Annotated in this window: 20 protein-coding genes; 9 read left to right on the plus strand and 11 right to left on the minus strand. The window is 57.6% G+C overall.

What is annotated here, in order from left to right:
• Positions 1–463 precede the first annotated feature (463 nt).
• Genes mltC through mutY form a run of 3 tightly spaced genes read right to left on the minus strand, consistent with a single transcriptional unit; the run spans position 464 to position 2,958 of the window.
• Positions 464–1,543, minus strand: coding sequence for a membrane-bound lytic murein transglycosylase MltC (mltC, locus tag EKL29_RS14525; protein ID WP_120454614.1), 1,080 nt, complete (start codon positions 1,541–1,543; stop codon positions 464–466).
• Positions 1,544–1,600: 57 nt separating this feature from the next.
• Positions 1,601–1,873 (minus strand): oxidative damage protection protein, encoded by a 273-nt coding sequence (locus EKL29_RS14530; RefSeq protein ID WP_033792153.1) that lies wholly within the window; start codon positions 1,871–1,873, stop codon positions 1,601–1,603.
• Between the two features lie 2 nt (positions 1,874–1,875).
• Positions 1,876–2,958: an A/G-specific adenine glycosylase gene (mutY, locus tag EKL29_RS14535; protein ID WP_126690047.1), complete on the minus strand. Its 1,083-nt coding sequence runs from the start codon at positions 2,956–2,958 to the stop codon at positions 1,876–1,878.
• A gap of 155 nt (positions 2,959–3,113) precedes the next feature.
• Between mutY and trmB the strand changes: the two genes are divergently transcribed.
• The 3 genes from trmB (at position 3,114) to EKL29_RS14550 (ending at position 4,953) form a co-directional block, all read left to right on the plus strand.
• Positions 3,114–3,833 carry a tRNA (guanosine(46)-N7)-methyltransferase TrmB gene (gene trmB, locus EKL29_RS14540; protein WP_126690048.1) on the plus strand — a complete coding sequence of 240 codons (720 nt, stop codon included), beginning with the start codon at positions 3,114–3,116 and terminating at the stop codon, positions 3,831–3,833.
• Positions 3,833–4,159 (plus strand): YggL family protein, encoded by a 327-nt coding sequence (locus EKL29_RS14545; RefSeq protein WP_120454608.1) that lies wholly within the window; start codon positions 3,833–3,835, stop codon positions 4,157–4,159. The genes trmB and EKL29_RS14545 overlap by 1 nt, the downstream gene beginning before the upstream one ends.
• A gap of 80 nt (positions 4,160–4,239) precedes the next feature.
• The gene (locus EKL29_RS14550) at positions 4,240–4,953 is read left to right on the plus strand and encodes a DUF2884 domain-containing protein (protein ID WP_126690049.1); all 714 of its coding nucleotides are present in this window, start codon (positions 4,240–4,242) and stop codon (positions 4,951–4,953) included.
• Between the two features lie 160 nt (positions 4,954–5,113).
• On the opposite strand, the gene EKL29_RS14555 is transcribed toward EKL29_RS14550, so the two are convergent.
• The 4 genes from EKL29_RS14555 to EKL29_RS14570 all read right to left on the minus strand — a co-directional run bounded on the left by EKL29_RS14555 (position 5,114) and on the right by EKL29_RS14570 (position 7,138).
• Positions 5,114–5,359, minus strand: coding sequence for a DUF2543 family protein (locus EKL29_RS14555; RefSeq protein ID WP_126690107.1), 246 nt, complete (start codon positions 5,357–5,359; stop codon positions 5,114–5,116).
• 66 nt (positions 5,360–5,425) lie between these two features.
• A complete protein-coding gene (locus EKL29_RS14560) occupies positions 5,426–5,902 on the minus strand; it encodes a cold-shock protein (RefSeq protein ID WP_120454602.1) in 477 nt (158 codons plus the stop codon).
• A 251-nt stretch (positions 5,903–6,153) separates the two neighbouring features.
• Positions 6,154–6,366, minus strand: a complete 213-nt coding sequence (gene cspA / locus EKL29_RS14565) for an RNA chaperone/antiterminator CspA (RefSeq protein WP_120454600.1) — start codon at positions 6,364–6,366, stop codon at positions 6,154–6,156.
• Between the two features lie 481 nt (positions 6,367–6,847).
• The gene (locus EKL29_RS14570; RefSeq protein WP_120454598.1) at positions 6,848–7,138 is read right to left on the minus strand and encodes a hypothetical protein; all 291 of its coding nucleotides are present in this window, start codon (positions 7,136–7,138) and stop codon (positions 6,848–6,850) included.
• A gap of 309 nt (positions 7,139–7,447) precedes the next feature.
• Here EKL29_RS14570 and EKL29_RS14575 point away from each other — a divergent pair, with 309 nt between their 5' ends.
• The 5 genes from EKL29_RS14575 to EKL29_RS14595 all read left to right on the plus strand — a co-directional run bounded on the left by EKL29_RS14575 (position 7,448) and on the right by EKL29_RS14595 (position 13,961).
• On the plus strand, positions 7,448–9,100 hold the full coding sequence (locus tag EKL29_RS14575) for a sensor histidine kinase (protein WP_126690050.1): 1,653 nt from the start codon (positions 7,448–7,450) through the stop codon (positions 9,098–9,100).
• Complete coding sequence (locus EKL29_RS14580) at positions 9,093–9,794, plus strand: response regulator (RefSeq protein ID WP_120454594.1); 702 nt, start codon at positions 9,093–9,095, stop codon at positions 9,792–9,794. The genes EKL29_RS14575 and EKL29_RS14580 overlap by 8 nt, the downstream gene beginning before the upstream one ends.
• Before the next feature lie 174 nt (positions 9,795–9,968).
• On the plus strand, positions 9,969–11,057 hold the full coding sequence (locus tag EKL29_RS14585) for an ABC transporter substrate-binding protein (protein WP_126690051.1): 1,089 nt from the start codon (positions 9,969–9,971) through the stop codon (positions 11,055–11,057).
• Between the two features lie 71 nt (positions 11,058–11,128).
• A complete protein-coding gene (locus tag EKL29_RS14590; RefSeq protein ID WP_120454590.1) occupies positions 11,129–12,898 on the plus strand; it encodes an iron ABC transporter permease in 1,770 nt (589 codons plus the stop codon).
• A complete protein-coding gene (locus EKL29_RS14595) occupies positions 12,891–13,961 on the plus strand; it encodes an ABC transporter ATP-binding protein (protein ID WP_120454588.1) in 1,071 nt (356 codons plus the stop codon). The genes EKL29_RS14590 and EKL29_RS14595 overlap by 8 nt, the downstream gene beginning before the upstream one ends.
• A 37-nt stretch (positions 13,962–13,998) precedes the next feature.
• On the opposite strand, the gene hemW is transcribed toward EKL29_RS14595, so the two are convergent.
• The 4 genes from hemW to EKL29_RS14615 are packed head-to-tail and all read right to left on the minus strand — an operon-like array spanning position 13,999 to position 17,016.
• Positions 13,999–15,138: a radical SAM family heme chaperone HemW gene (gene hemW, locus EKL29_RS14600; protein ID WP_126690052.1), complete on the minus strand. Its 1,140-nt coding sequence runs from the start codon at positions 15,136–15,138 to the stop codon at positions 13,999–14,001.
• Complete coding sequence (locus tag EKL29_RS14605; protein ID WP_126690053.1) at positions 15,131–15,724, minus strand: XTP/dITP diphosphatase; 594 nt, start codon at positions 15,722–15,724, stop codon at positions 15,131–15,133. Before EKL29_RS14605 ends, hemW begins: the two co-directional genes overlap by 8 nt.
• 17 nt (positions 15,725–15,741) lie before the next feature.
• Complete coding sequence (locus EKL29_RS14610) at positions 15,742–16,296, minus strand: YggT family protein (protein WP_120454582.1); 555 nt, start codon at positions 16,294–16,296, stop codon at positions 15,742–15,744.
• Positions 16,297–16,308: 12 nt separating this feature from the next.
• Entirely contained in the window at positions 16,309–17,016 is a 708-nt protein-coding gene (locus EKL29_RS14615) for a YggS family pyridoxal phosphate-dependent enzyme (RefSeq protein WP_126690054.1), read from the minus strand.
• A gap of 16 nt (positions 17,017–17,032) precedes the next feature.
• On the opposite strand from EKL29_RS14615, the gene EKL29_RS14620 reads away from it, so the two are divergent.
• Positions 17,033–18,058: a type IV pilus twitching motility protein PilT gene (locus tag EKL29_RS14620; RefSeq protein WP_126690055.1), complete on the plus strand. Its 1,026-nt coding sequence runs from the start codon at positions 17,033–17,035 to the stop codon at positions 18,056–18,058.
• Positions 18,059–18,062 lie beyond the last annotated feature (4 nt).

The raw sequence follows: 18,062 nt of genomic DNA on the forward strand, positions 1-18,062 counted from the left end.
GCGAGGACGAAGAGTCCTGACTCCAGAAGACGCAATCTTATCGCTGCAAGCGCGCATCCTGCATACAGACAACGCAGTCGTTTATAAAAAATGAGAAATCACAGGCAGGGGTGTGACAGAGGCATCCGACACGCTGAGGCGCGTACGGCGGCCAGGATGAGCCGACAGGACGTCGGCGAGAGCGTGGCATGAGACAGGATGTCGAATCCGCGCGGTCCGTAAGGCTGACGTAAGCAACGAAGGGACCGCGCGCAGCGCGGCGTGGAGGCTGCCGGAAGCCGGGATTGTTAAGGGGCTGGCGAGCCCCTTAACACGCACGCCGGCAGCGCAGCTGCTGAAACTCCCCGACGCCTGGCGGGCGGAACCCGCACAGAGCCGTTCGCGCAGCGAACGCCATGCAAATCACCGGCGGCCGGAACCTGCACAGAGCCAGCCGTTCGCGCAGCGAACGCCAGGCAAACCATCAATACCGCCGATAGCTACGCTGTGCCGTACTCACCTTATAGAGATAGCGCCGCGACTCTGCAGACGGATGCTGCGTCGTCAGGGTGTTATAAACCTGACTCGGCGACATATTATTGATGGTGTTAAAGGCGCGATCCTTATCGCTGGAGAAGACGCGCAGCACGCTGCCTGCACCGCCGTTGTAGGCGGTGATCACCGCATAGCGGCGTGACAGCGGATCCTGAATCCCGCCCAGATAGCTATTTTGCAGCAGCGACAGATAGGCGGTGCCCGCGTCGATATTGTTCTCGGGATCGAGCAGATAGCTGCGGCTCGGTTTGCCCCATTTGCCCTTCATACGGAACACATCAACGCCCGCGGTATGCTGCACTACCTGCATCAGGCCCAGCGCGTCGGAATGGCTGACCGCATAGGGGTTGAAGCTCGATTCGGTCTGCATAATCGCCAGGATCAACGATGCATCAACGCCATACTGCTCGGCCGCTTTACGCACTATCGGCAGATATTTGTGCGCACGCTTGTCGAGGTGATTAGGCACCATGGGAATAGTGACCGAGTAGATAACATGCAGGCCGGAAACGCGGCGCTGCAGTTTATTTTGCAGCAGGTAATCGGCGAAGTTACCCGCGCGCCCCTGCCAGCGAATCGGCTGGCCGGTATTGTCCAGCACCTGGCCGTAGAGCAGCGGCTCTTTGCTGATCACAATATCGTTGGCGTCGGAGTAGAGATCGACATTGCCCGGATCGTCGCCGATCAGCAACGTGGTAATGATCGCCTGGCGCAGGCTGGCCATTGGATCGGTACCGGCGATGGTTTCGATGGTGATGTTGCCGCTTTCAAAGTTGATATGGCTGCGGGTGTAATAGTTATCGCTGTATTTGACGTAGTCTTTCGGCCCGGCAATCAGGACTTCGTTGATACCCCAAATGTTCTCGATGTTATGCGCAAACTGGCCCATTAAAATATCGAAGCCGTTGGTGTCCTTTACCCACTCTTCGTGATACTGCGAAGACTTCTTTCCTGAGCAGGAGACCAAAAGCGGAGCGATCACCAGCAGTGCGAGTAATTTCTTATTCATTGTAAATACGTGCCTGACCCGGAAAAGAGAGGGGCCTCAACGCTGAGGCCCTAAAATTTATGCTTCTGGCGGCGTATAGCCTTCGATGTGGACCTCTTTGCCTTCAAACAGGAAATTGACCATCTCCTTTTCCAGCACCTTGCGGTCTTCCGGATTCATCATGTTGAGCTTTTTCTCGTTGATCAACATGGTCTGTTTGGCCATCCACTTCTGCCAGGCTTCTTTCGAGATCTCATTGTAGATGCGCTTACCCAGTTCGCCCGGATAGAGCTGAAAATCCTGCCCTTCAGCGTCGCGCTGTAGAAACGTACAAAAAATCGTGCGGCTCATTACTATTCCTCTTCAATCTCATGCCGGGGCAGGGCCAGCTGTTGTGGATGACGCAGCTCGTGCAAAAGCCGCTCAACCGGCGCCGCCAGCCCCACTGACGGCGGCTGGGCTAAGTTATACCAGAGACCGCCGGGTTCATCCATCGCCGCCCCGACAGATGACCACGATAGCCACATTGGCACGATATCCAGATGAAAGTGGCTAAAGGTATGACGAAAAGCGGTTAACTGCTGCGGCTTTGACTCGATGCCGCGCGCCTGCAGCCAGTCGTGTAGTGCCTCTTCGGTGGTGAACTGCGGGAAGCAGAACAGACCGCCCCACAAACCAACCGGCGGACGCTGCTCCAGCCAGACGTTGTCGCCATCCTGCAGCAGCAAAAACCAGCCGCTGCGCTCCGGCAATATCTGTTTCGGCTTTTTGCCGGGATAGTTCGCCTGACTGTTGCTGGCGTAAGCGATGCAGCCGTTGTTAAGCGGACAGATGTCGCATTTGGGTTTTGAACGGGTGCAGACCAGCGCGCCGAGATCCATCATCGCCTGATTAAACTGGCTGACGCCCTCCGCCGGCGTCACGGTCTCGCTAATTTCCCAGAGCCGCTTCTCGACATCTTTTTTGCCCGGCCAGCCGCCGACCGCGTAACAGCGGGCCAGCACGCGCTTCACGTTGCCGTCGAGGATCGGGAAGTGCTGCCCGAGCGACAGGGAGAGCACCGCGCCTGCGGTGGAACGCCCAACGCCGGGCAGCGCCGCGACATCATCGAAATTGCGCGGAAACTCGCCCTGATGTTGGTCGACAATGTGCTTCGCCGCCTTATGCAGATTGCGCGCGCGGGCGTAATAGCCCAGCCCGGTCCAGAGGTGCAGCACCTCGTCGAGCGGCGCGGCGGCCAGATCGGCGACGGTGGGAAAGCGCGCCATAAAGCGTTCGAAATAGGGGATAACGGTGGTGACCTGGGTCTGCTGCAGCATGACTTCAGAGAGCCATACCTTATAGGGCGTTTTCTCCTGCTGCCACGGCAGGGTCTTGCGGCCAAAGCGCTGATACCAGTCCAGCACCTGTTGCGCGAACTGCGGCGCTTGCATCATAAGAAGGAAATTTTCCGTGATTACTCTACACTCAGGCAGGCATTCCAGCACAGGCGCAGCCCCGGTGTAAACCTGAAGATTGCAAGGGCTTGCTTCTGCTAATTAACTTTGCATAATGCGCCTTTCCCCAAACAGGCTACTCAGCAGGCTACAACATGATTAATGACGTCATCACTCCGGAATTTGATGAGAACGGGCGGCCGCTGCGCCGTATTCGCAGTTTTGTGCGCCGCCAGGGGCGTCTGACGAAAGGACAGCAGCTGGCGCTCGACCAATACTGGCCGGAGATGGGCGTAGAGTTTCAACCTGAGCCGCTGGATCTGACGCAACTGTTTGGCCGCGACGCGCCAGTGGTGCTGGAGATCGGCTTTGGCATGGGCGCTTCGCTGGTAACCATGGCACAGAATAACCCGCAGCAGAACTTCCTCGGCATTGAAGTGCACGCGCCGGGCGTGGGCGCCTGTCTCGCCTCCGCGAAAGAGGCGAACGTGGAAAACCTGCGCGTAATGTGTCACGACGCGGTAGAGGTGCTGGAGAAGATGATCCCGGATAACTCGCTGCGCATGGTGCAGCTTTTCTTCCCCGATCCCTGGCATAAAGCGCGCCACAACAAGCGCCGCATCGTGCAGGTGCCTTTCGCCGAGCTGGTAATGCGTAAGCTGAAGCTGGGCGGGGTATTCCATATGGCGACCGACTGGGAAGCCTATGCCGAACATATGCTGGACGTGATGAGCAGTATCGACGGGTATAAAAACCAGTCGGAAACACAGGATTATGTGCCGCGTCCGGAGACGCGTCCACTGACTAAATTTGAGCAGCGCGGGCAGCGACTGGGCCACGGCGTTTGGGACTTAATGTTTGAGAGGATTAAATAATGGCCACACAACGCAGCCGTCGTTTACGTAAAAAACTGCATATCGACGAGTTTCAGGAGCTGGGCTTCTCGGTCGCCTGGCGCTTCGCCGAGGGAACCACAGAGCAGCAGATTGATAAAACCGTCGACGACTTCATTAACGAAGTGATTGCGCCGAACGGACTGGCCTATGACGGCAGCGGCTACCTGGTGTGGGAAGGATTGATTTGCCTGCAGCGCACCGGCAAATGCACCGACGAGCATCGTGAGCTGGTGCGCAAGTGGCTGGAAGATCGCCAGCTGAGCGACATCCAGGTGACCGAACTTTTCGACGTCTGGTGGGACTAAGATCCGTATCGGCCTGGCTTACTTGCCGCCGCCAGCCGACCTGTAATTACCGCGCCTGGTTCACATGTTAGGGAGAGATTATGGTTCGTAAAACGCTTATCGCCGCGCTGCTGCTGGCAGCGACGCAGGCACAGGCTGCCTGGGAGTGCAGCGTAAAACCGCAGGATGATGTCGTGATCAAGCCGCAGAGCGTGCAGGTCGTCGGCGCGAACGGCAACCTGGAGATCTCCCCGCAGGGCGATGTGCAGTTTAACGGTCAGAAGATTGCGGTGAACAACGCGCAGCGCCAGCAGGCGATCGACTATCAGAATGCGCTGCGTCGCGATCTGCCGTGGATCGATACCGGTGCGACGACGCGTCTGGAGAAGGGCCGGGTGGCGCTGGATAAGGTCATTGTCGAGAAGCTCGGATCTGACAGCAATGTGCGCAAACGTCTCACCACCCTGAATGGCCAGCTGAAGCAGCAGATGAACCGTATTATCGAGCACCGCGACGACGGCCTGACCTTCCATCATCAGGCAATCGACCAGGTGCGCGCCGATGGCGAACGTCTGGTGCAGAGCACCATGGGCGGCGTGTTGCAGGACAGTCTGAACGAAATGGGCACAAAGCAGGCGAGCGGCAGCAATCCGCTGCAGGCGATTATGGGCAACCTGGGCGGTCTGCAGCAGTCGATTCAGGCGGAGTGGAGCAATCAGGAGCAGGATTTCAAAAACTTCGGCCACGAAGTATGTAACCGCGTAATCAGCCTGGAAGATCAGCGCAAGAAGCTGGTGAGCAGCGTGAAATCCTGAGCCGGTTACGTTAAGCGTTCTCCTGTCGGGGAAGTGACAGCACTGATAATGACCCCGACAGGCGGCCTGGCGAGGCTGGCGTTATCGACTTACGCCCTGACTCGGCTGGCTAAGTGCAGAGCGTCGGCACGTCTGGTAATTACAGACGCGCCCCTGGACGTTACTCGTTGCCCCACTGATTAAGAAACTCAGCGATCTCGTCAATGCGCAGCGCATTGATACCCGCTTCACCGGCCATCTCTTTCTGCGCCTCTTCGCTGATCTCCTCGTTATTCATTAAGCGAGTAATCAGCAGCTGGAAATAGCGCGCCAGAGCATCACGCTCCGACTCGCTTACCGGCGTTTCGGTTTCCGTCGCGTACTCATCCGCAACATCATAATATTTAAGTGGGATTTCATCGTTCATCATAGTCTCCAGGGTTAAAACCTGTATCACGTGCGGAGTGCAAAAGTTATCGGCCGTCTGGATGCGTCAGACCTTGAGCATTTTTACCGTGGCATCCACATCGATCTCATCTTCCGTGAAGATTAACGTCGTGCCCTGGAAGGTGGTAATCGCCAGCTTTTTCATTGAGCGCATCTCATCGGGCTTAGCGGCTGTTTTCGGCCTGATATTGTTCAACAGCGTGCCCACAGAAAGCACGGTATTTTCTTTATCTATCCGCGTATCGACAGGTACTTCTTCGCTGTAGACCAGGTATGATTTGATCGACGTGAGCTTGATGCGTTCGCCAGCAATATAGATGTACTTGCTCTCTGGGACGACTTTGACCGCGTAAGCTGACAGGCCTTTGTTGTTGGTGGTTGGTTCGAAAGTCACTGCCGCATTTTTCTTGATCAGCTCAGGGTTGGCGACCTTGATCACATGAAAATAGCGGTTGTCGCCGTTCTCATCTTTGATAAACCCAAAACCCTTGTCCTGAAACCAGGTTGTGATCGTTCCGTTCATCGCCGTTACCGCCTGTTTAATCGTTAATCTGCTCAGTTTTTTACAGCGCGCAGTGTAAAGCACAATGGCCCTACAGAACAGGGTAAGTGTGGATGATAAATTCAGGAGATGCGAGGAGGGAGATGAGGGATGAAAAGGCCATTAAAATCAAAAACCCGCACAGGGCGGGTTAATTTTATTATCAGCAGAAGTTAACTGCTCAGGCTGTTGCCTTCATCGCTATTGTAAGCGCCGCCGATAATTAGCGCAGCTTACAGCGGCGTGACGTTTCCAGCTGCTGGGCCTTTCGCACCATTTTCAATGGTGAAAGAAACCTGCTGGCCTTCGTCGAGGGTTTTATAGCTGTCACTCTGGATAGCAGAGAAATGTACGAATACATCTTTGCTGCCGTCGCTCGGAGTGATAAAGCCAAAACCTTTATCAGAGTTAAACCATTTTACTAAACCAGTCATTTTGTTAGACATAGATACTTCCTTAATTGATGAGCCACTAAGAGCGGCGAAAATGGCCTGTAATTAGAGAGTGACTTATGGGGCACTTAGGAGGAGGCTCACGAAGAAGGGTATCTTTGGATAACACTTGAACTGAGGACTGCTTTACTAAAACTGCTTTCATAAGGTCTGTATTCCAAACCGATGGCGCTATTAAGACACAGGGGATTTTATATAGCAACTTTTATATAATTTATTTTAACCGTTTAAACGCTCAGATGGCTATATGGAGGTCAGGATCAGCAACGCTTTAATTCAGGGCGATATCAGGCCTCATTTTCCAGGCTGGCAGAAATCGGTACCGACCCGTTTAGTGTGGTATCTCTTCCCGCGTCGCGATTAATTTTGCTGAATAAAAGCAATTAGCGTTCGCTTAGCCGCAACGACCTCTTCGAACATCCCGACTGTGACCGCGCCTGAAAAAGGGGAGTATCAATTTCTCCTGCGCCCCCTTTTACTCAAGGTCAACGACGCGAAGCCCTGACCAGCAGCGCTCCTCTGAGCGGGTAACCAGCACAGAGGGATCTTCACTGATACCGCTTATCAACGAAATAACCTGGTCCATCAGATTTTTTATTCCGTCTGAACCCACGTAGACAAACTCGTTAGAGGGCAGGGCGTAGGTAAAGCCTCTGTCGCAAACAACGCTTCGCGAAAACCCATTTTCGAGCATCGTAAAGTGAAGTTCGATGCGCATTTTTTCGGTCTGCTCTTTCAGCTCGACCCGGACTGTATAGCTGGCCATAGGCATGCCTGAAAAACTGAAATTTAAGATTACTTAAATTATAGCGCCTGCCACGAGAGGAAAGGCGATTTAAGATATGTCCCATCCCTGATGCCGACGCACGCATTTTCACCGTTTTACGCCTCTTCGCTGGCCGTGCCGGCTTCCATTCGCTTACGGCCGGGCGTACGGCGGCTGGTCTGCTGTCCACGGCCCTCGGGCCAGCTTCTACCCGAGATTGTAGCCAGTTCACAACTCTGGCTTTAGCCGGTCATCCGCGCTCTTTTCGCGTGATAGTCTTCGCCTATGCCTCGCTCCGCTACAAAGTATATGAAACGCAGATTACCTTTTCAGGTGAAGCTCTTTCTCTCGCTGGTGCTCTTTTCCTGCCTGCTGCTGGCTTTGCTGGGCGCTATCCTGTTTCATTTTATTGACCGGCAGCTGCACCATGATTTGGGGCAGCGCGCGCGCGTTCAGGCGAGCCAGATTGCGCTGATGCCCGGCCTGGCAGAGAAGGTCGAGAACCGTGATATCGCAGGGATCGCCCGTTTGATTCAGCCTCTGCGCCGTCAGAGCGACGCCAGCTACATCGTGATCGGCGATGTGCATGAGCAGCATCTCTACCATTCAGAATCGCCAGAGCGCCTGAATTTGCCGCTGATTGGCGGCGATAATGCGGAGGTGCTGCAGGGGAAAACCATTATTTCAGTACGCAAAGGGGGGATCGGCGTTTCATTGCGCAGTAAAGCCCCGATCTTTAACGCCCGGCATCAGGTTATCGGCATCGTTTCGGTCGGTTATCTCACCTCCTGGATCGCCAACATTAATGTCAGACTGCTGTGGCAAGCGAGCCTGTATGGGCTGGCCCTGCTTCTGCTGCTGTTTATTTTTTCATGGGTCTTTAGCCGCAACCTCAAGAAGCAGATGTTCTGGCTGGAGCCAAAAGATATCGCGCTGCTGGTGCTGCAGCAAAAAGCGCTGCTTGAGGCGATGTATGAAGGCGTGTTTGCCGTTAACGCCGAGATGCAGCTGATTTTAATCAATCGCGCCGCCAGAGAGCTGCTGGATATCGATCGGAGCGAGCGAGAGCTGCTGGGCAAACCGCTCCATGAGGTGCTGCAGGTCCATCCCGCCTTTCTGAGCCAGCGCGCCGAAGCGGAGAACGGCCGCCATCACGATCAGATAACCGTCCTGAACCAGCGCCAGGTTATCGTCAACCGGGTGGCTATCGATCTCGAACCCGGTGAGCCAGGCGGCTGGGTCTGCAGCTTCCGCGATAAAAACGATATCAATACCCTGAGCAGCCAGCTGAGTCAGGTGAAGCGCTATGCGGATAATTTACGCATCATGCGCCATGAGCAGCTTAACTGGACCGCCACGCTGGTGGGCCTGCTGCAGATGCAGCGTTACGACGATGCGATGCGCTATATCCAGGCGCAGTCTGCCGGGGCGCAGCAGGTGCTCGATTTTGTCTCGGCGCGCTTCACGTCGCCAGCGCTGTGCGGGCTGCTGCTGGGGAAATATGTCAGCGCGCGGGAAAAAGGCGTTGAGCTGAAATTCGACCCTGCCTGCCAGCTGACCCGCATCCCTGCCGCGATGAGCGAAACGGCGCTGATGTCGGTGGTGGGGAATGTGCTGGATAATGCCGTAGACGCGACGCTTAACGTGGAGAGGCCAGCGCCGCCGGTTGAGCTCTATATCTCCGATCGCAACCATGAAGTGCTGATTGAAGTCGCCGATCAAGGCTGCGGCGTGGATGAGCAGCTAAAACCGCATCTTTTTAAGCAGGGCGTAAGCAGCAAGCCCTCAAGCGGCGATGACCTGATGGGCTCGGAACACGGTATCGGTCTCTATCTGGCGGCAGGTTACGTTCATCAGGCGGGCGGCAGCATCGAAATCGCCGACAACTCGCCGCAGGGCACCATCTTCTCGATTTTTATTCCCTTCCAGCCCGCCGCTTCGACAGGAGTTTCCCATGAATAACGCGAAGGCTCTCAATGTCGTGATTGTGGAGGATGAGCCGCATCTGGCCGATTTACATCGCGAATTTATCGAGCAGCATTTTCATCTGCGCGTGGTGGGCATTGCGGCCACGCTGGAGCAGGCGCGCCAGCTGATCGAGCAGCATCAGCCGCGGCTGGTGCTGCTCGACAACTATTTGCCTGACGGCCAGGGCGTAACGCTGATCGACGATCCGCTGTTGAAACGCTTTGAATGCTCGGTGATTTTCATCACTGCCGCCAGCGATATGCAAACCTGTAGCCATGCGATGCGCAGCGGCGCGCTCGACTACCTGCTTAAACCGGTCTTTTTTCACCGCCTGCGCGCCTCGCTGGAGCGCTTTATGCTGCTGGTGCACTCAATGAGTCAGATGAAAAATGTCGATCAGCATGCGCTGGATAAGCTGTTTAATCTGCCCTCCAGCGAGGGGCCGGCGGCTCCTTCGACGAAAGGCATTGAGTCGCTGACTCTGACGCGGGTGAAAGATTTCTTTAGCGATGCGCCTGACAGCAGCTGGTCGGTAGAGCAGGTGGTGGAGAGCGTGGGGATCAGCAAAACCACCGGTCGCCGTTACCTGGAATATTGCGTGGAGATCGGCTTTATCGGCGTTGAGATGCAGTATGGCAATATCGGCCATCCGCGGCGGCTCTATCGTAAAATTACCGCCACAAAATAGTGTGATCGCGCGCAAACCGTGCGCGACGCTGACGTGGTTTTAATGGTGTTAATTGCCGAAAAAACGCCAATAATCACACTTCGCGAAGATAACGAACCGTCACCTCTTGCCTGCCTGAATCGATCGTTTATGTTGACCCTTAGTTCCCTGAGTGTAACTAAAAGGTTAAATATAATGACGAAAAATTATTCTCTCTCTCTGGTTGCCGCTACCGTATTCTTCTCCTGCTCAGCCTTCTCCGCGCCGCCGCAGGGCTATCCGGCGGATTATCAAAGCGTTATCGATGCCGCGACCAAAGAAGGCAAGGTCGTGATCTACTCCACCACCGACACGAAAGCCGCCGGGCCGCTGATCAAGGGTTTCGAAGCGACCTATCCCGGCATTAAAGTTGAATACAACGATATGAACAGCACCGAGCTGTACAACCGTTTTATCAGCGAGCAAGCCTCCGGCGGCACCAGCGGCGATGTGGTCTGGAGCTCCTCAATGGACACCGGCCTGAAGCTGGCGACCGACTACGCGCAGGAGTACCAGTCGCCTGAACTGGCGCAGCTGCCGAAGTGGGCCGTGTGGAAAAACAAGGCTTACGGCACCACCTATGAGCCGGTAGTGTTTATCTATAACAAACGGTTGATCCCCGCTGGCGACGTGCCCGATTCGCACGCCGCGCTGGCGAAGTTAATCGCCAGCCAGACCGATAAATTCAAAAGCAAAGTCACCACCTACGATATTGAAAAATCGGGCCTGGGCTTCATGCTGTCAGTGCAGGATTCCAAAGCGGATCCGCACTACTTCCAGACTCTGGCAGATGTGGCGAAGGGCGGCTTAGCGGTGCAGTCCTCAACCGGCACCATGATGGAAAGGGTCTCTTCGGGCGAAAACCTGATCGGTTTCAACATCCTTGGCTCCTACGCTGAAGCGCGCGCCAAAACCGATCCTTCGCTGGGTATCGCCTGGCCGAAGGATTACACGCTGGTGCTGTCGCGCGTCTCGTTTATTAGCCAGCAAGCGCAAAACAGCCATGCGGCAAAACTGTGGCTGGATTACGTACTCTCTGAGAAAGGACAAAGCATCCTGGCCAGTCAGGCCGATATTCCTTCCCTGCGTAATGATATCGAAGGCAAAAACGACATTGATGGCCTGACCAAAATGTTAGGCAGCGCGCTGAAGCCTATCCCGGTTGACGAAAGCCTGCTGGAGTACCTGCAACCGAAAAAACGTCTGGATTATATCAAGCAGTGGCGCGCAGCCGCCGGTAAATAACGGCTGTACGGAAGCGCGGCCCGCTGCGTCGCGCTTCTCTTTCTCAGGATTTCGCCATTCAGGGTCTCAATATGAATGCATTGCGCAGAAAGTGGCAAAGCCTGCCGCGCGGCGTCGTGGTGCTGTTAACCGCGCTGGTTATCTACGTTCCGCTCTCTTTTATCGTCATACAGAGCTTTTTATCCGCACCGTTCTTTGCACCGTCAAAAGAGTGGAGCCTGGAGTCGTTTGAATTTATTTTTACCGACCCCGATTTCTACAAGGCGCTGAGAAGCGGCTTTATTCTGGCCTTTGGGCTGGTGATCATCGCCATTCCGCTGGGCGGCATTCTCGCCTTCCTGATGGTGCGTACCGATTTGCCGGGAAGACGTTTTATTGAGCCGCTGATCCTCGTGCCGATTTTCGTCTCGCCGATGGTGCTGGGGTTCGGCTATGTGGTGGCGGCCGGGCCGGTCGGCTTCTTCTCGCTGTGGGCGCAGTCCCTGCTGGGCTTTGTGCCCTGGAATATCTACGACATGTCGAGCATCGTGGTAATTGCGGGTCTGACGCACGTTCCCCATGCCTATCTCTATATCTCGTCAGCCCTGCGCAGCGTGGGATCGGATGTGGAAGAGGCCGCGCGCATCGCCGGTGCATCGCCGTTGCAGGTTATGACGGCGGTGAGCTTGCCGATGGTACGGCCCTCAATTCTCTATGCCATCGTGCTGCTGTTTTTCCTCGGGCTGGAGGTGTTTGGCCTGATGCTGGTGCTGGGCGATCCCGAAGGCAACATGGTGCTGGCAACCTATCTCTACCAGCTGACCAATAAACTCGGCACCCCTTCCTATCATCTGATGGCGGCGGTCGCGGTGGTGCTGATCTGTATTACTGTTCCGCTGGTAATGCTGCAACGCCGCCTGATGCGCACCGCCAACCGCTTCGTGACCCTGAAGGGCAAAGCGTCGCAGGCGCGCGCCTTGCCGCTGGGGAAATGGCGCTGGGTAGCGGGCGCGGTGGTAGCGTTCTGGCTGACCGTGACCATCGGCGTGCCGCTGCTGGGCGTGGTGCTGCGCGCCTTTATCTCCAACTGGGGCGTTGGCGTCTCGCTGTGGGACGAGCTGTCGATCAAAACTTTCCAGACCATCTGGGCGCAGCCGAACCTGCTGCGCGCCATCGTCAACTCAATGGCGATTGGCGTTATCGGTGGCGCTTTAGCGGTGGGATGTTACCTGTTTATCGGTATCGCCATGCATCGTAAACCTGACAACACCACGCGCTTCCTTGACTACAGCGTGCTGGTGCCGCGTGCGGTGCCGGGGCTGCTGGCGGGCCTGGCGTTTCTCTGGGTCTTTTTGTTTCTGCCGCTGTGGCTGGATAACTCGCTTAAGTCGGGCTGGCTGTCCGATTTCGCCTGGTCGCAATGGCTGCGCGATAACCTGATCGTCTGGCTGCGTTCGCTGCGCAGCACCATCTTCAGCGTCTGGCTGGCGTACACCGTGGTGTGGATGGCCTATGGCCTGCGGTTGATCTCCTCAACGCTGCTGCAGGTAGGGCCGGAGCTGGAGGAGGCGGCGCGCAGCACCGGCGCTACGCGCGGGCAGATTACGCGCCACGTCACCATTCCGTTATCCCGCTACGGCCTGATTGGCTCCTGGCTGCTGATGTTCCTGATTTTCGAACGCGAATACTCCACCGGCGTCTATCTGCTCTCGCCCGGTACGGAAACCATCGGCTCGATGCTGGTTTCCCTGTGGGCGGCGGGCGCCATCGATATCGTTGCTGCGCTCTCCTTTATTAACATCCTGCTGGTGGTGGTAGGCCTGGGTATTGCCCTGCGATTTGGAGTTAAATTACATGATTGAATTATCGGTTGAGAATCTGCATTTAACCTACGGCGACAACCCGGTTCTGAAAGGGGTCTCCATGAACTTACAGCGCGGCGAGGTGGTTTCGCTGCTTGGCCCCTCCGGCAGCGGCAAAACCACGCTGCTCCGCGCTGTCGCCGGGCTGGAAAAACCGACGCAGGGCAACATCACCATCGGCAAAAAACAGGTGTATGCCGGTACGCCACGCAGCGAAATCCCGGCGGAAGAGCGCAACCTGGGGCTGGTGTTTCAGTCATACGCGCTGTGGCCGCATAAAACGGTGTTTGAGAATGTGGCCTACCCGTTAAAGCTGCGCAAAGTGGCTTCCGCGGAGATCAACCAGCGGGTGCAGGACGTCTTGACCCAGCTGGGGCTGGGCCACCTCGGCAAACGCCATCCGCATCAGCTTTCCGGCGGGCAGCAGCAGCGCGTAGCGATTGGCCGCGCGCTGGTCTACAACCCGCCCGTTATCCTGCTGGATGAGCCGCTGTCGAACCTGGACGCCAAACTGCGCGAAGAGGCGCGCGTCTTTCTGCGTGAGCTGATCATCAAGCTGGGCCTCTCCGCGCTGATGGTGACGCACGATCAAAATGAGGCGATGGCGATTTCCGATCGCATCCTGCTGCTTAATAACGGCAAGATTGAGCAGCAGGGGACGCCGCAGGAGATGTACGGATCGCCCAGGACGCTGTTTACCGCGGAGTTTATGGGCAGCAATAACCGGCTGCACGGTAAAATCACCGAGCTGCGCGACGGCAAAGCGCGTATCGAGGGCAAAGGCTGGGCGCTGTGGGGCATCGCAGGCGAAGGGGTGCAAAACGGTCAGGAGGCCACGGCGGTGATCCGGGTGGAGCGCGTAAGGCTGGTAGAGGGGGCGGGTGAAAACCAGCTGGAGCTGCCGCTGCTGACCAGCATGTATCTTGGCGACCGCTGGGAGTATCTGTTCCGCACCGCAGGCGATGACTTTGTTATCCGCGCCTATGGCAACGAGGTGCGCGACCCTCAGCATTGCCGGCTGGCGTTACCCGAAAACCATCTGTGGATCTTCCCGAAATCATAACGCCAGGGGCGGCTTTCGCCGCCCCGGTTGCCTGTGCTTACTCCTCCGCCAGAAAAAGCTCCAGCAGCGAGTTTAGAAACAGTTTGCCTTTATCCGTTATCTGCCAGTGCGTCGCGCTTTCCGCTACGTAACCAGCCGCGATCGCCGTATCCATCTGCGGTCGGATCCTGCTCTCGCTCAGGCCGGTGTAGCGGGTAAACTCCTCGCGCGGCGCCGCTTCCAGCAGGCGAAAGCGGTTCATAAAGTATTCGAACGGCTTCTCGTCGTCGGCGACTTCATACTGCTTCTCCTGATAGCGGCCCTGCATAAAGCCGCGCGGATGACGCGTCTTCACGGTACGCACGATGCGCCCGTCCGGCTGGGTCAGCTTGCCGTGCGCGCCGCAGCCGATGCCGAGGTAGTCGCCGAAGCGCCAGTAGTTAAGGTTATGCTCGCAGCGGTAGCCCGGCTTCGCATAGGCGGAAGTCTCATACTGCTGATAACCCGCGGCGGTGAGCAGACGATCCCCTTGCTCGAAGATATCCCACAGCGCGTCGTCGTCCGGCAGCACCGGCGGCCGCGAGCCAAACAGCGTATTCGGCTCGATGGTCAGCTGATACCAGGAGAGGTGCGGCGGATTAAGCGCAATCGCCTGCTCCAGGTCGCTCAGCGCCTCCTCCAGCGACTGATCGGGCAGGCCATGCATCAGGTCGAGGTTGAAGCTGCGCAGATGCAGCCCCTCAGCCAGCTGCGCGGCGCGTTTCGCCTCTTCCGGGCCGTGGATGCGCCCCAGCCGCTCCAGCTTCTGCGGGCTGAAGCTTTGCACGCCGATAGAGATACGGTTAATACCGGCACGCTGGTAGGCGCTGAAGCGGTCCGCCTCTACGGTGCCAGGGTTGGCCTCCATGGTGATCTCCGCATCCGCCGCCAGCGGCAGACGCGCACGCACGCCGTCCATCAGCATCTGCATCGCCTCGCTGCTGAGCAGGCTTGGCGTGCCGCCGCCGATAAAGATAGTGCGCACTTCGCGCCCCTGGGTCAGCGGCAGGTCATTTTCCAGATCGCGCAGCAGGTGCTGCACATACTCAACGTGCGGCACCTCGCCTTTGAGCGCATGGGAGTTAAAGTCGCAGTAGGGACACTTCTGCACGCACCACGGAATGTGGATATAGAGGCTTAACGGCGGTAAATCAGGCATTACGCATCGCTTCCAGCAGCAGCGTCAATGCTTTGCCCCGATGAGAAACCGCGCCTTTTTCCGTTTTGCTTAGCTCGGCGGCGGTTTTGCCCAGTTCGGGCACATAGAAAATCGGATCGTAGCCGAAGCCGCCTTCACCCGCCGCTGAGCGAGTGATTTCGCCCGCCCAGCTGCCGTGGAACACCAGCGGCGTCGGGTCTTCCGCGTGACGCAGATAGACCAGCACGCAGTGGAACTGCGCCTGGCGTGCGCCCTCCGGCACTGTGTCCATTGCCTGCAGCAGTTTCTCGAGGTTCTCCCGATCGCTGGCCGCTTCTCCGGCGTAGCGCGCCGAATAGATGCCAGGCGCGCCGCCCAGCGCATCCACCGCCAGGCCGGAGTCGTCGGCGATGGCGGGCAGGCCGGTAATCTGCGCGGCGTGACGCGCTTTCAGAATGGCGTTTTCGATAAAGGTCAGGCCGGTCTCTTCCGCCGACTCCACGCCCAGATCGGTTTGCGCCACAATATCCAGGCCAAAGGCGGAGAGCAGATCCGCCAGTTCACGTACCTTGCCGGGATTACCGGTGGCGAGCACAACTTTTTGCATAGCAGTTCCAGTCATATTTACAGCAGAAACCAGAGGCCTGGAAACAGGTCCATACCGAGGAAGTTCAGCGCATAGAGCACCAGGATCACAATCATCGCGGAGAAGTCGATGCCGCCCATCGCAGGCAGCATGCGGCGAATCGGCGCCATCAGCGGCTCAGTCAGCTGGATCAACACATAGTCCAGCGGGCCGCGTCCCTGACTGATCCAGCTCATCAGCGAGCGAACGATAATCACCCAGAAGACCAGATAGCCGGCGGATTTCACCAGCGACAGCAGGCCGACCAGCAGGTTGGCCGGATCGACCGAGAAAGCGCCGACCTGGATCAGCAGCAAAATCGGGTATTTCAGCGTCGTCAGCACAAACGCCAGCAACAGCGAGGCGGTATCCACCGGGCCGATAGCTGGAATAACGCGGCGCAGCGGCTTGATAATCGGCTGGGTGATCTTGACGACGAACTGCGACAGCGGGTTGTAAAAATCGCAACGCGACCACTGCATCCAGATGCGCAGCAGCAGCACCATTACATACAGGTCGATCAGCGTTTTGACTAAAAACGTCAGTGTTAACATGAGGTTCCTCAATTATTGTTGTGGGTTGCGCGCATAGTCCCGCGCGCCGAAAATCGCGGTGCCAATACGCACCATGGTGCTGCCAGCTTCAATCGCCGCTTCCATGTCGTCGCTCATTCCCAGAGAAAGCGTATCGACGTCGGGATAGTGCTGCTTCAGCTGGCGAAAAGCGTCAGCCATCTGCTGGCACACCGCCAGCTGACGCGAATAGTCGCTTTCCGGCGCCGGAATCGCCATCAGGCCGCGCAGGCGCAGCTGCGGCAGCGCGGCGACCTGCTGCGCCAGCTCAGGCAAATCCTCCAGCATGATGCCAGATTTGCTGTTTTCGTCACTGATATTTACCTGAATCAACACATTCAGCGGCGGCAGCGAGGCGGGACGCTGGTCGCTCAGGCGCTGGGCGATCTTCAGGCGGTCCACCGTATGGCACCAGGCAAAATGCTCCGCCACCAGGCGGCTTTTATTCGACTGCAGCGGGCCGATGAAGTGCCACTCCACCTGAGGATGTGCGGCCAGCGCTGCAATCTTTTCAACCCCTTCCTGCACGTAATTTTCGCCGAAGGCGATCTGTCCGGCGGCGATAGCTTCTTCGACCGCGCTCGCAGGTTTGGTTTTGCTCACGGCAAGCAGCGTAACTTCTTCTGGATCGCGCCCGCATTGCGTCGCGGCAGCGCGGATACGCTGACGCAGTTGCTGTAGGTTGTGCTGGATTGAGGTCATCGTCAGGAGGCTATCTATGGAGTTGGAGGAAATGGTGGCGCTTAGTGTAAAACATAATGCCGCCGATCTGCACCTGTGCAGCGGACATTCCCCGCGCTGGCGGCGCCACGGCAGGCTGGAGCGCATTCCCGATCTTGCGCCGCTGACGGCCGACTGGCTGGAGCGCTTCGCCGGGCGATATCTGGAGCCGCGGCAGCGTGATGAGCTGGCGGCGCAGGGACAAACCGACTTCGCGCTCTCCCTTGCCGCCGGTCAGCGGCTGCGCGGCAATCTGTTTGTCCAGCGGCAGGGGCTGTCGCTGGCGCTGCGTACGCTGGCGACCCATTGTCCGACGCTGGAAAGCCTGCGCCTGCCGCCTGCGGTGCCGCGCTGGCTGGAAATGGATAACGGCTTGATTTTAGTAACCGGCGCGACCGGCAGCGGAAAATCGACCACGCTCGCCGCAATGGTTGACGCCATCAATCGCCAGCAGGCAAAGCACATTATTACGCTGGAGGATCCCATCGAGTTTGTCCACCAGAGCCAGCGCTCGCTGATCCAGCAGCGCGAGATTGGCGCGCACTGCGCTTCGTTCAGCCTTGGGCTGCGCGGCGCGCTGCGTGAAGACCCCGACGTTATTCTGCTGGGCGAGCTGCGCGACAGCGACACCATCCGCCAGGCGCTTACCGCCGCCGAAACCGGCCATCTGGTGCTCGCCACGCTGCATACGCGCGGCGCGGCGCAGGCGGTCGATCGCCTGGTGGATCTCTTTCCTGCGGAGGAGAAAAATCTGGTGCGCACGCAGCTGGCGGGCAGCCTGAAAGCGGTGATGGCGCAGAAGCTGGTGCCGTCGCGCGACGGCGAACGCATCGGATTGTTTGAGGTGCTGATCGCCACGCCCGCCATTGCCAGCCTGATCCGCGACGGCAAACTGCATCAAATCGGCGCGCTGCTGCAAACCGGCGCGCAGGCCGGTATGCAGACCTTTGAGCAGAGCCTGCTGGCGCGCCAGCGGGAAGGGCTGATTGCGGCCGAGACGGGCGAGGGCGGGTGGTCCGCCTGAGCTG

Origin of the sequence: Pantoea sp. YU22 (assembly GCF_003970755.1) — a bacterium.
Lineage (GTDB): Bacteria > Pseudomonadota > Gammaproteobacteria > Enterobacterales > Enterobacteriaceae > Pantoea > Pantoea piersonii.

Coding starts and splice junctions, on each gene's coding strand:
- mltC (WP_120454614.1), bottom strand. CDS start 1,543: ATGAATAAGAAATTACTCGCACTGCTGGTGATCGCTCCGCTTTTGGTC.
- EKL29_RS14530 (WP_033792153.1), bottom strand. CDS start 1,873: ATGAGCCGCACGATTTTTTGTACGTTTCTACAGCGCGACGCTGAAGGG.
- mutY (WP_126690047.1), bottom strand. CDS start 2,958: ATGATGCAAGCGCCGCAGTTCGCGCAACAGGTGCTGGACTGGTATCAG.
- trmB (WP_126690048.1), top strand. CDS start 3,114: ATGATTAATGACGTCATCACTCCGGAATTTGATGAGAACGGGCGGCCG.
- EKL29_RS14545 (WP_120454608.1), top strand. CDS start 3,833: ATGGCCACACAACGCAGCCGTCGTTTACGTAAAAAACTGCATATCGAC.
- EKL29_RS14550 (WP_126690049.1), top strand. CDS start 4,240: ATGGTTCGTAAAACGCTTATCGCCGCGCTGCTGCTGGCAGCGACGCAG.
- EKL29_RS14555 (WP_126690107.1), bottom strand. CDS start 5,359: ATGAACGATGAAATCCCACTTAAATATTATGATGTTGCGGATGAGTAC.
- EKL29_RS14560 (WP_120454602.1), bottom strand. CDS start 5,902: ATGAACGGAACGATCACAACCTGGTTTCAGGACAAGGGTTTTGGGTTT.
- cspA (WP_120454600.1), bottom strand. CDS start 6,366: ATGTCTAACAAAATGACTGGTTTAGTAAAATGGTTTAACTCTGATAAA.
- EKL29_RS14570 (WP_120454598.1), bottom strand. CDS start 7,138: ATGGCCAGCTATACAGTCCGGGTCGAGCTGAAAGAGCAGACCGAAAAA.
- EKL29_RS14575 (WP_126690050.1), top strand. CDS start 7,448: ATGAAACGCAGATTACCTTTTCAGGTGAAGCTCTTTCTCTCGCTGGTG.
- EKL29_RS14580 (WP_120454594.1), top strand. CDS start 9,093: ATGAATAACGCGAAGGCTCTCAATGTCGTGATTGTGGAGGATGAGCCG.
- EKL29_RS14585 (WP_126690051.1), top strand. CDS start 9,969: ATGACGAAAAATTATTCTCTCTCTCTGGTTGCCGCTACCGTATTCTTC.
- EKL29_RS14590 (WP_120454590.1), top strand. CDS start 11,129: ATGAATGCATTGCGCAGAAAGTGGCAAAGCCTGCCGCGCGGCGTCGTG.
- EKL29_RS14595 (WP_120454588.1), top strand. CDS start 12,891: ATGATTGAATTATCGGTTGAGAATCTGCATTTAACCTACGGCGACAAC.
- hemW (WP_126690052.1), bottom strand. CDS start 15,138: ATGCCTGATTTACCGCCGTTAAGCCTCTATATCCACATTCCGTGGTGC.
- EKL29_RS14605 (WP_126690053.1), bottom strand. CDS start 15,724: ATGCAAAAAGTTGTGCTCGCCACCGGTAATCCCGGCAAGGTACGTGAA.
- EKL29_RS14610 (WP_120454582.1), bottom strand. CDS start 16,296: ATGTTAACACTGACGTTTTTAGTCAAAACGCTGATCGACCTGTATGTA.
- EKL29_RS14615 (WP_126690054.1), bottom strand. CDS start 17,016: ATGACCTCAATCCAGCACAACCTACAGCAACTGCGTCAGCGTATCCGC.
- EKL29_RS14620 (WP_126690055.1), top strand. CDS start 17,033: ATGGAGTTGGAGGAAATGGTGGCGCTTAGTGTAAAACATAATGCCGCC.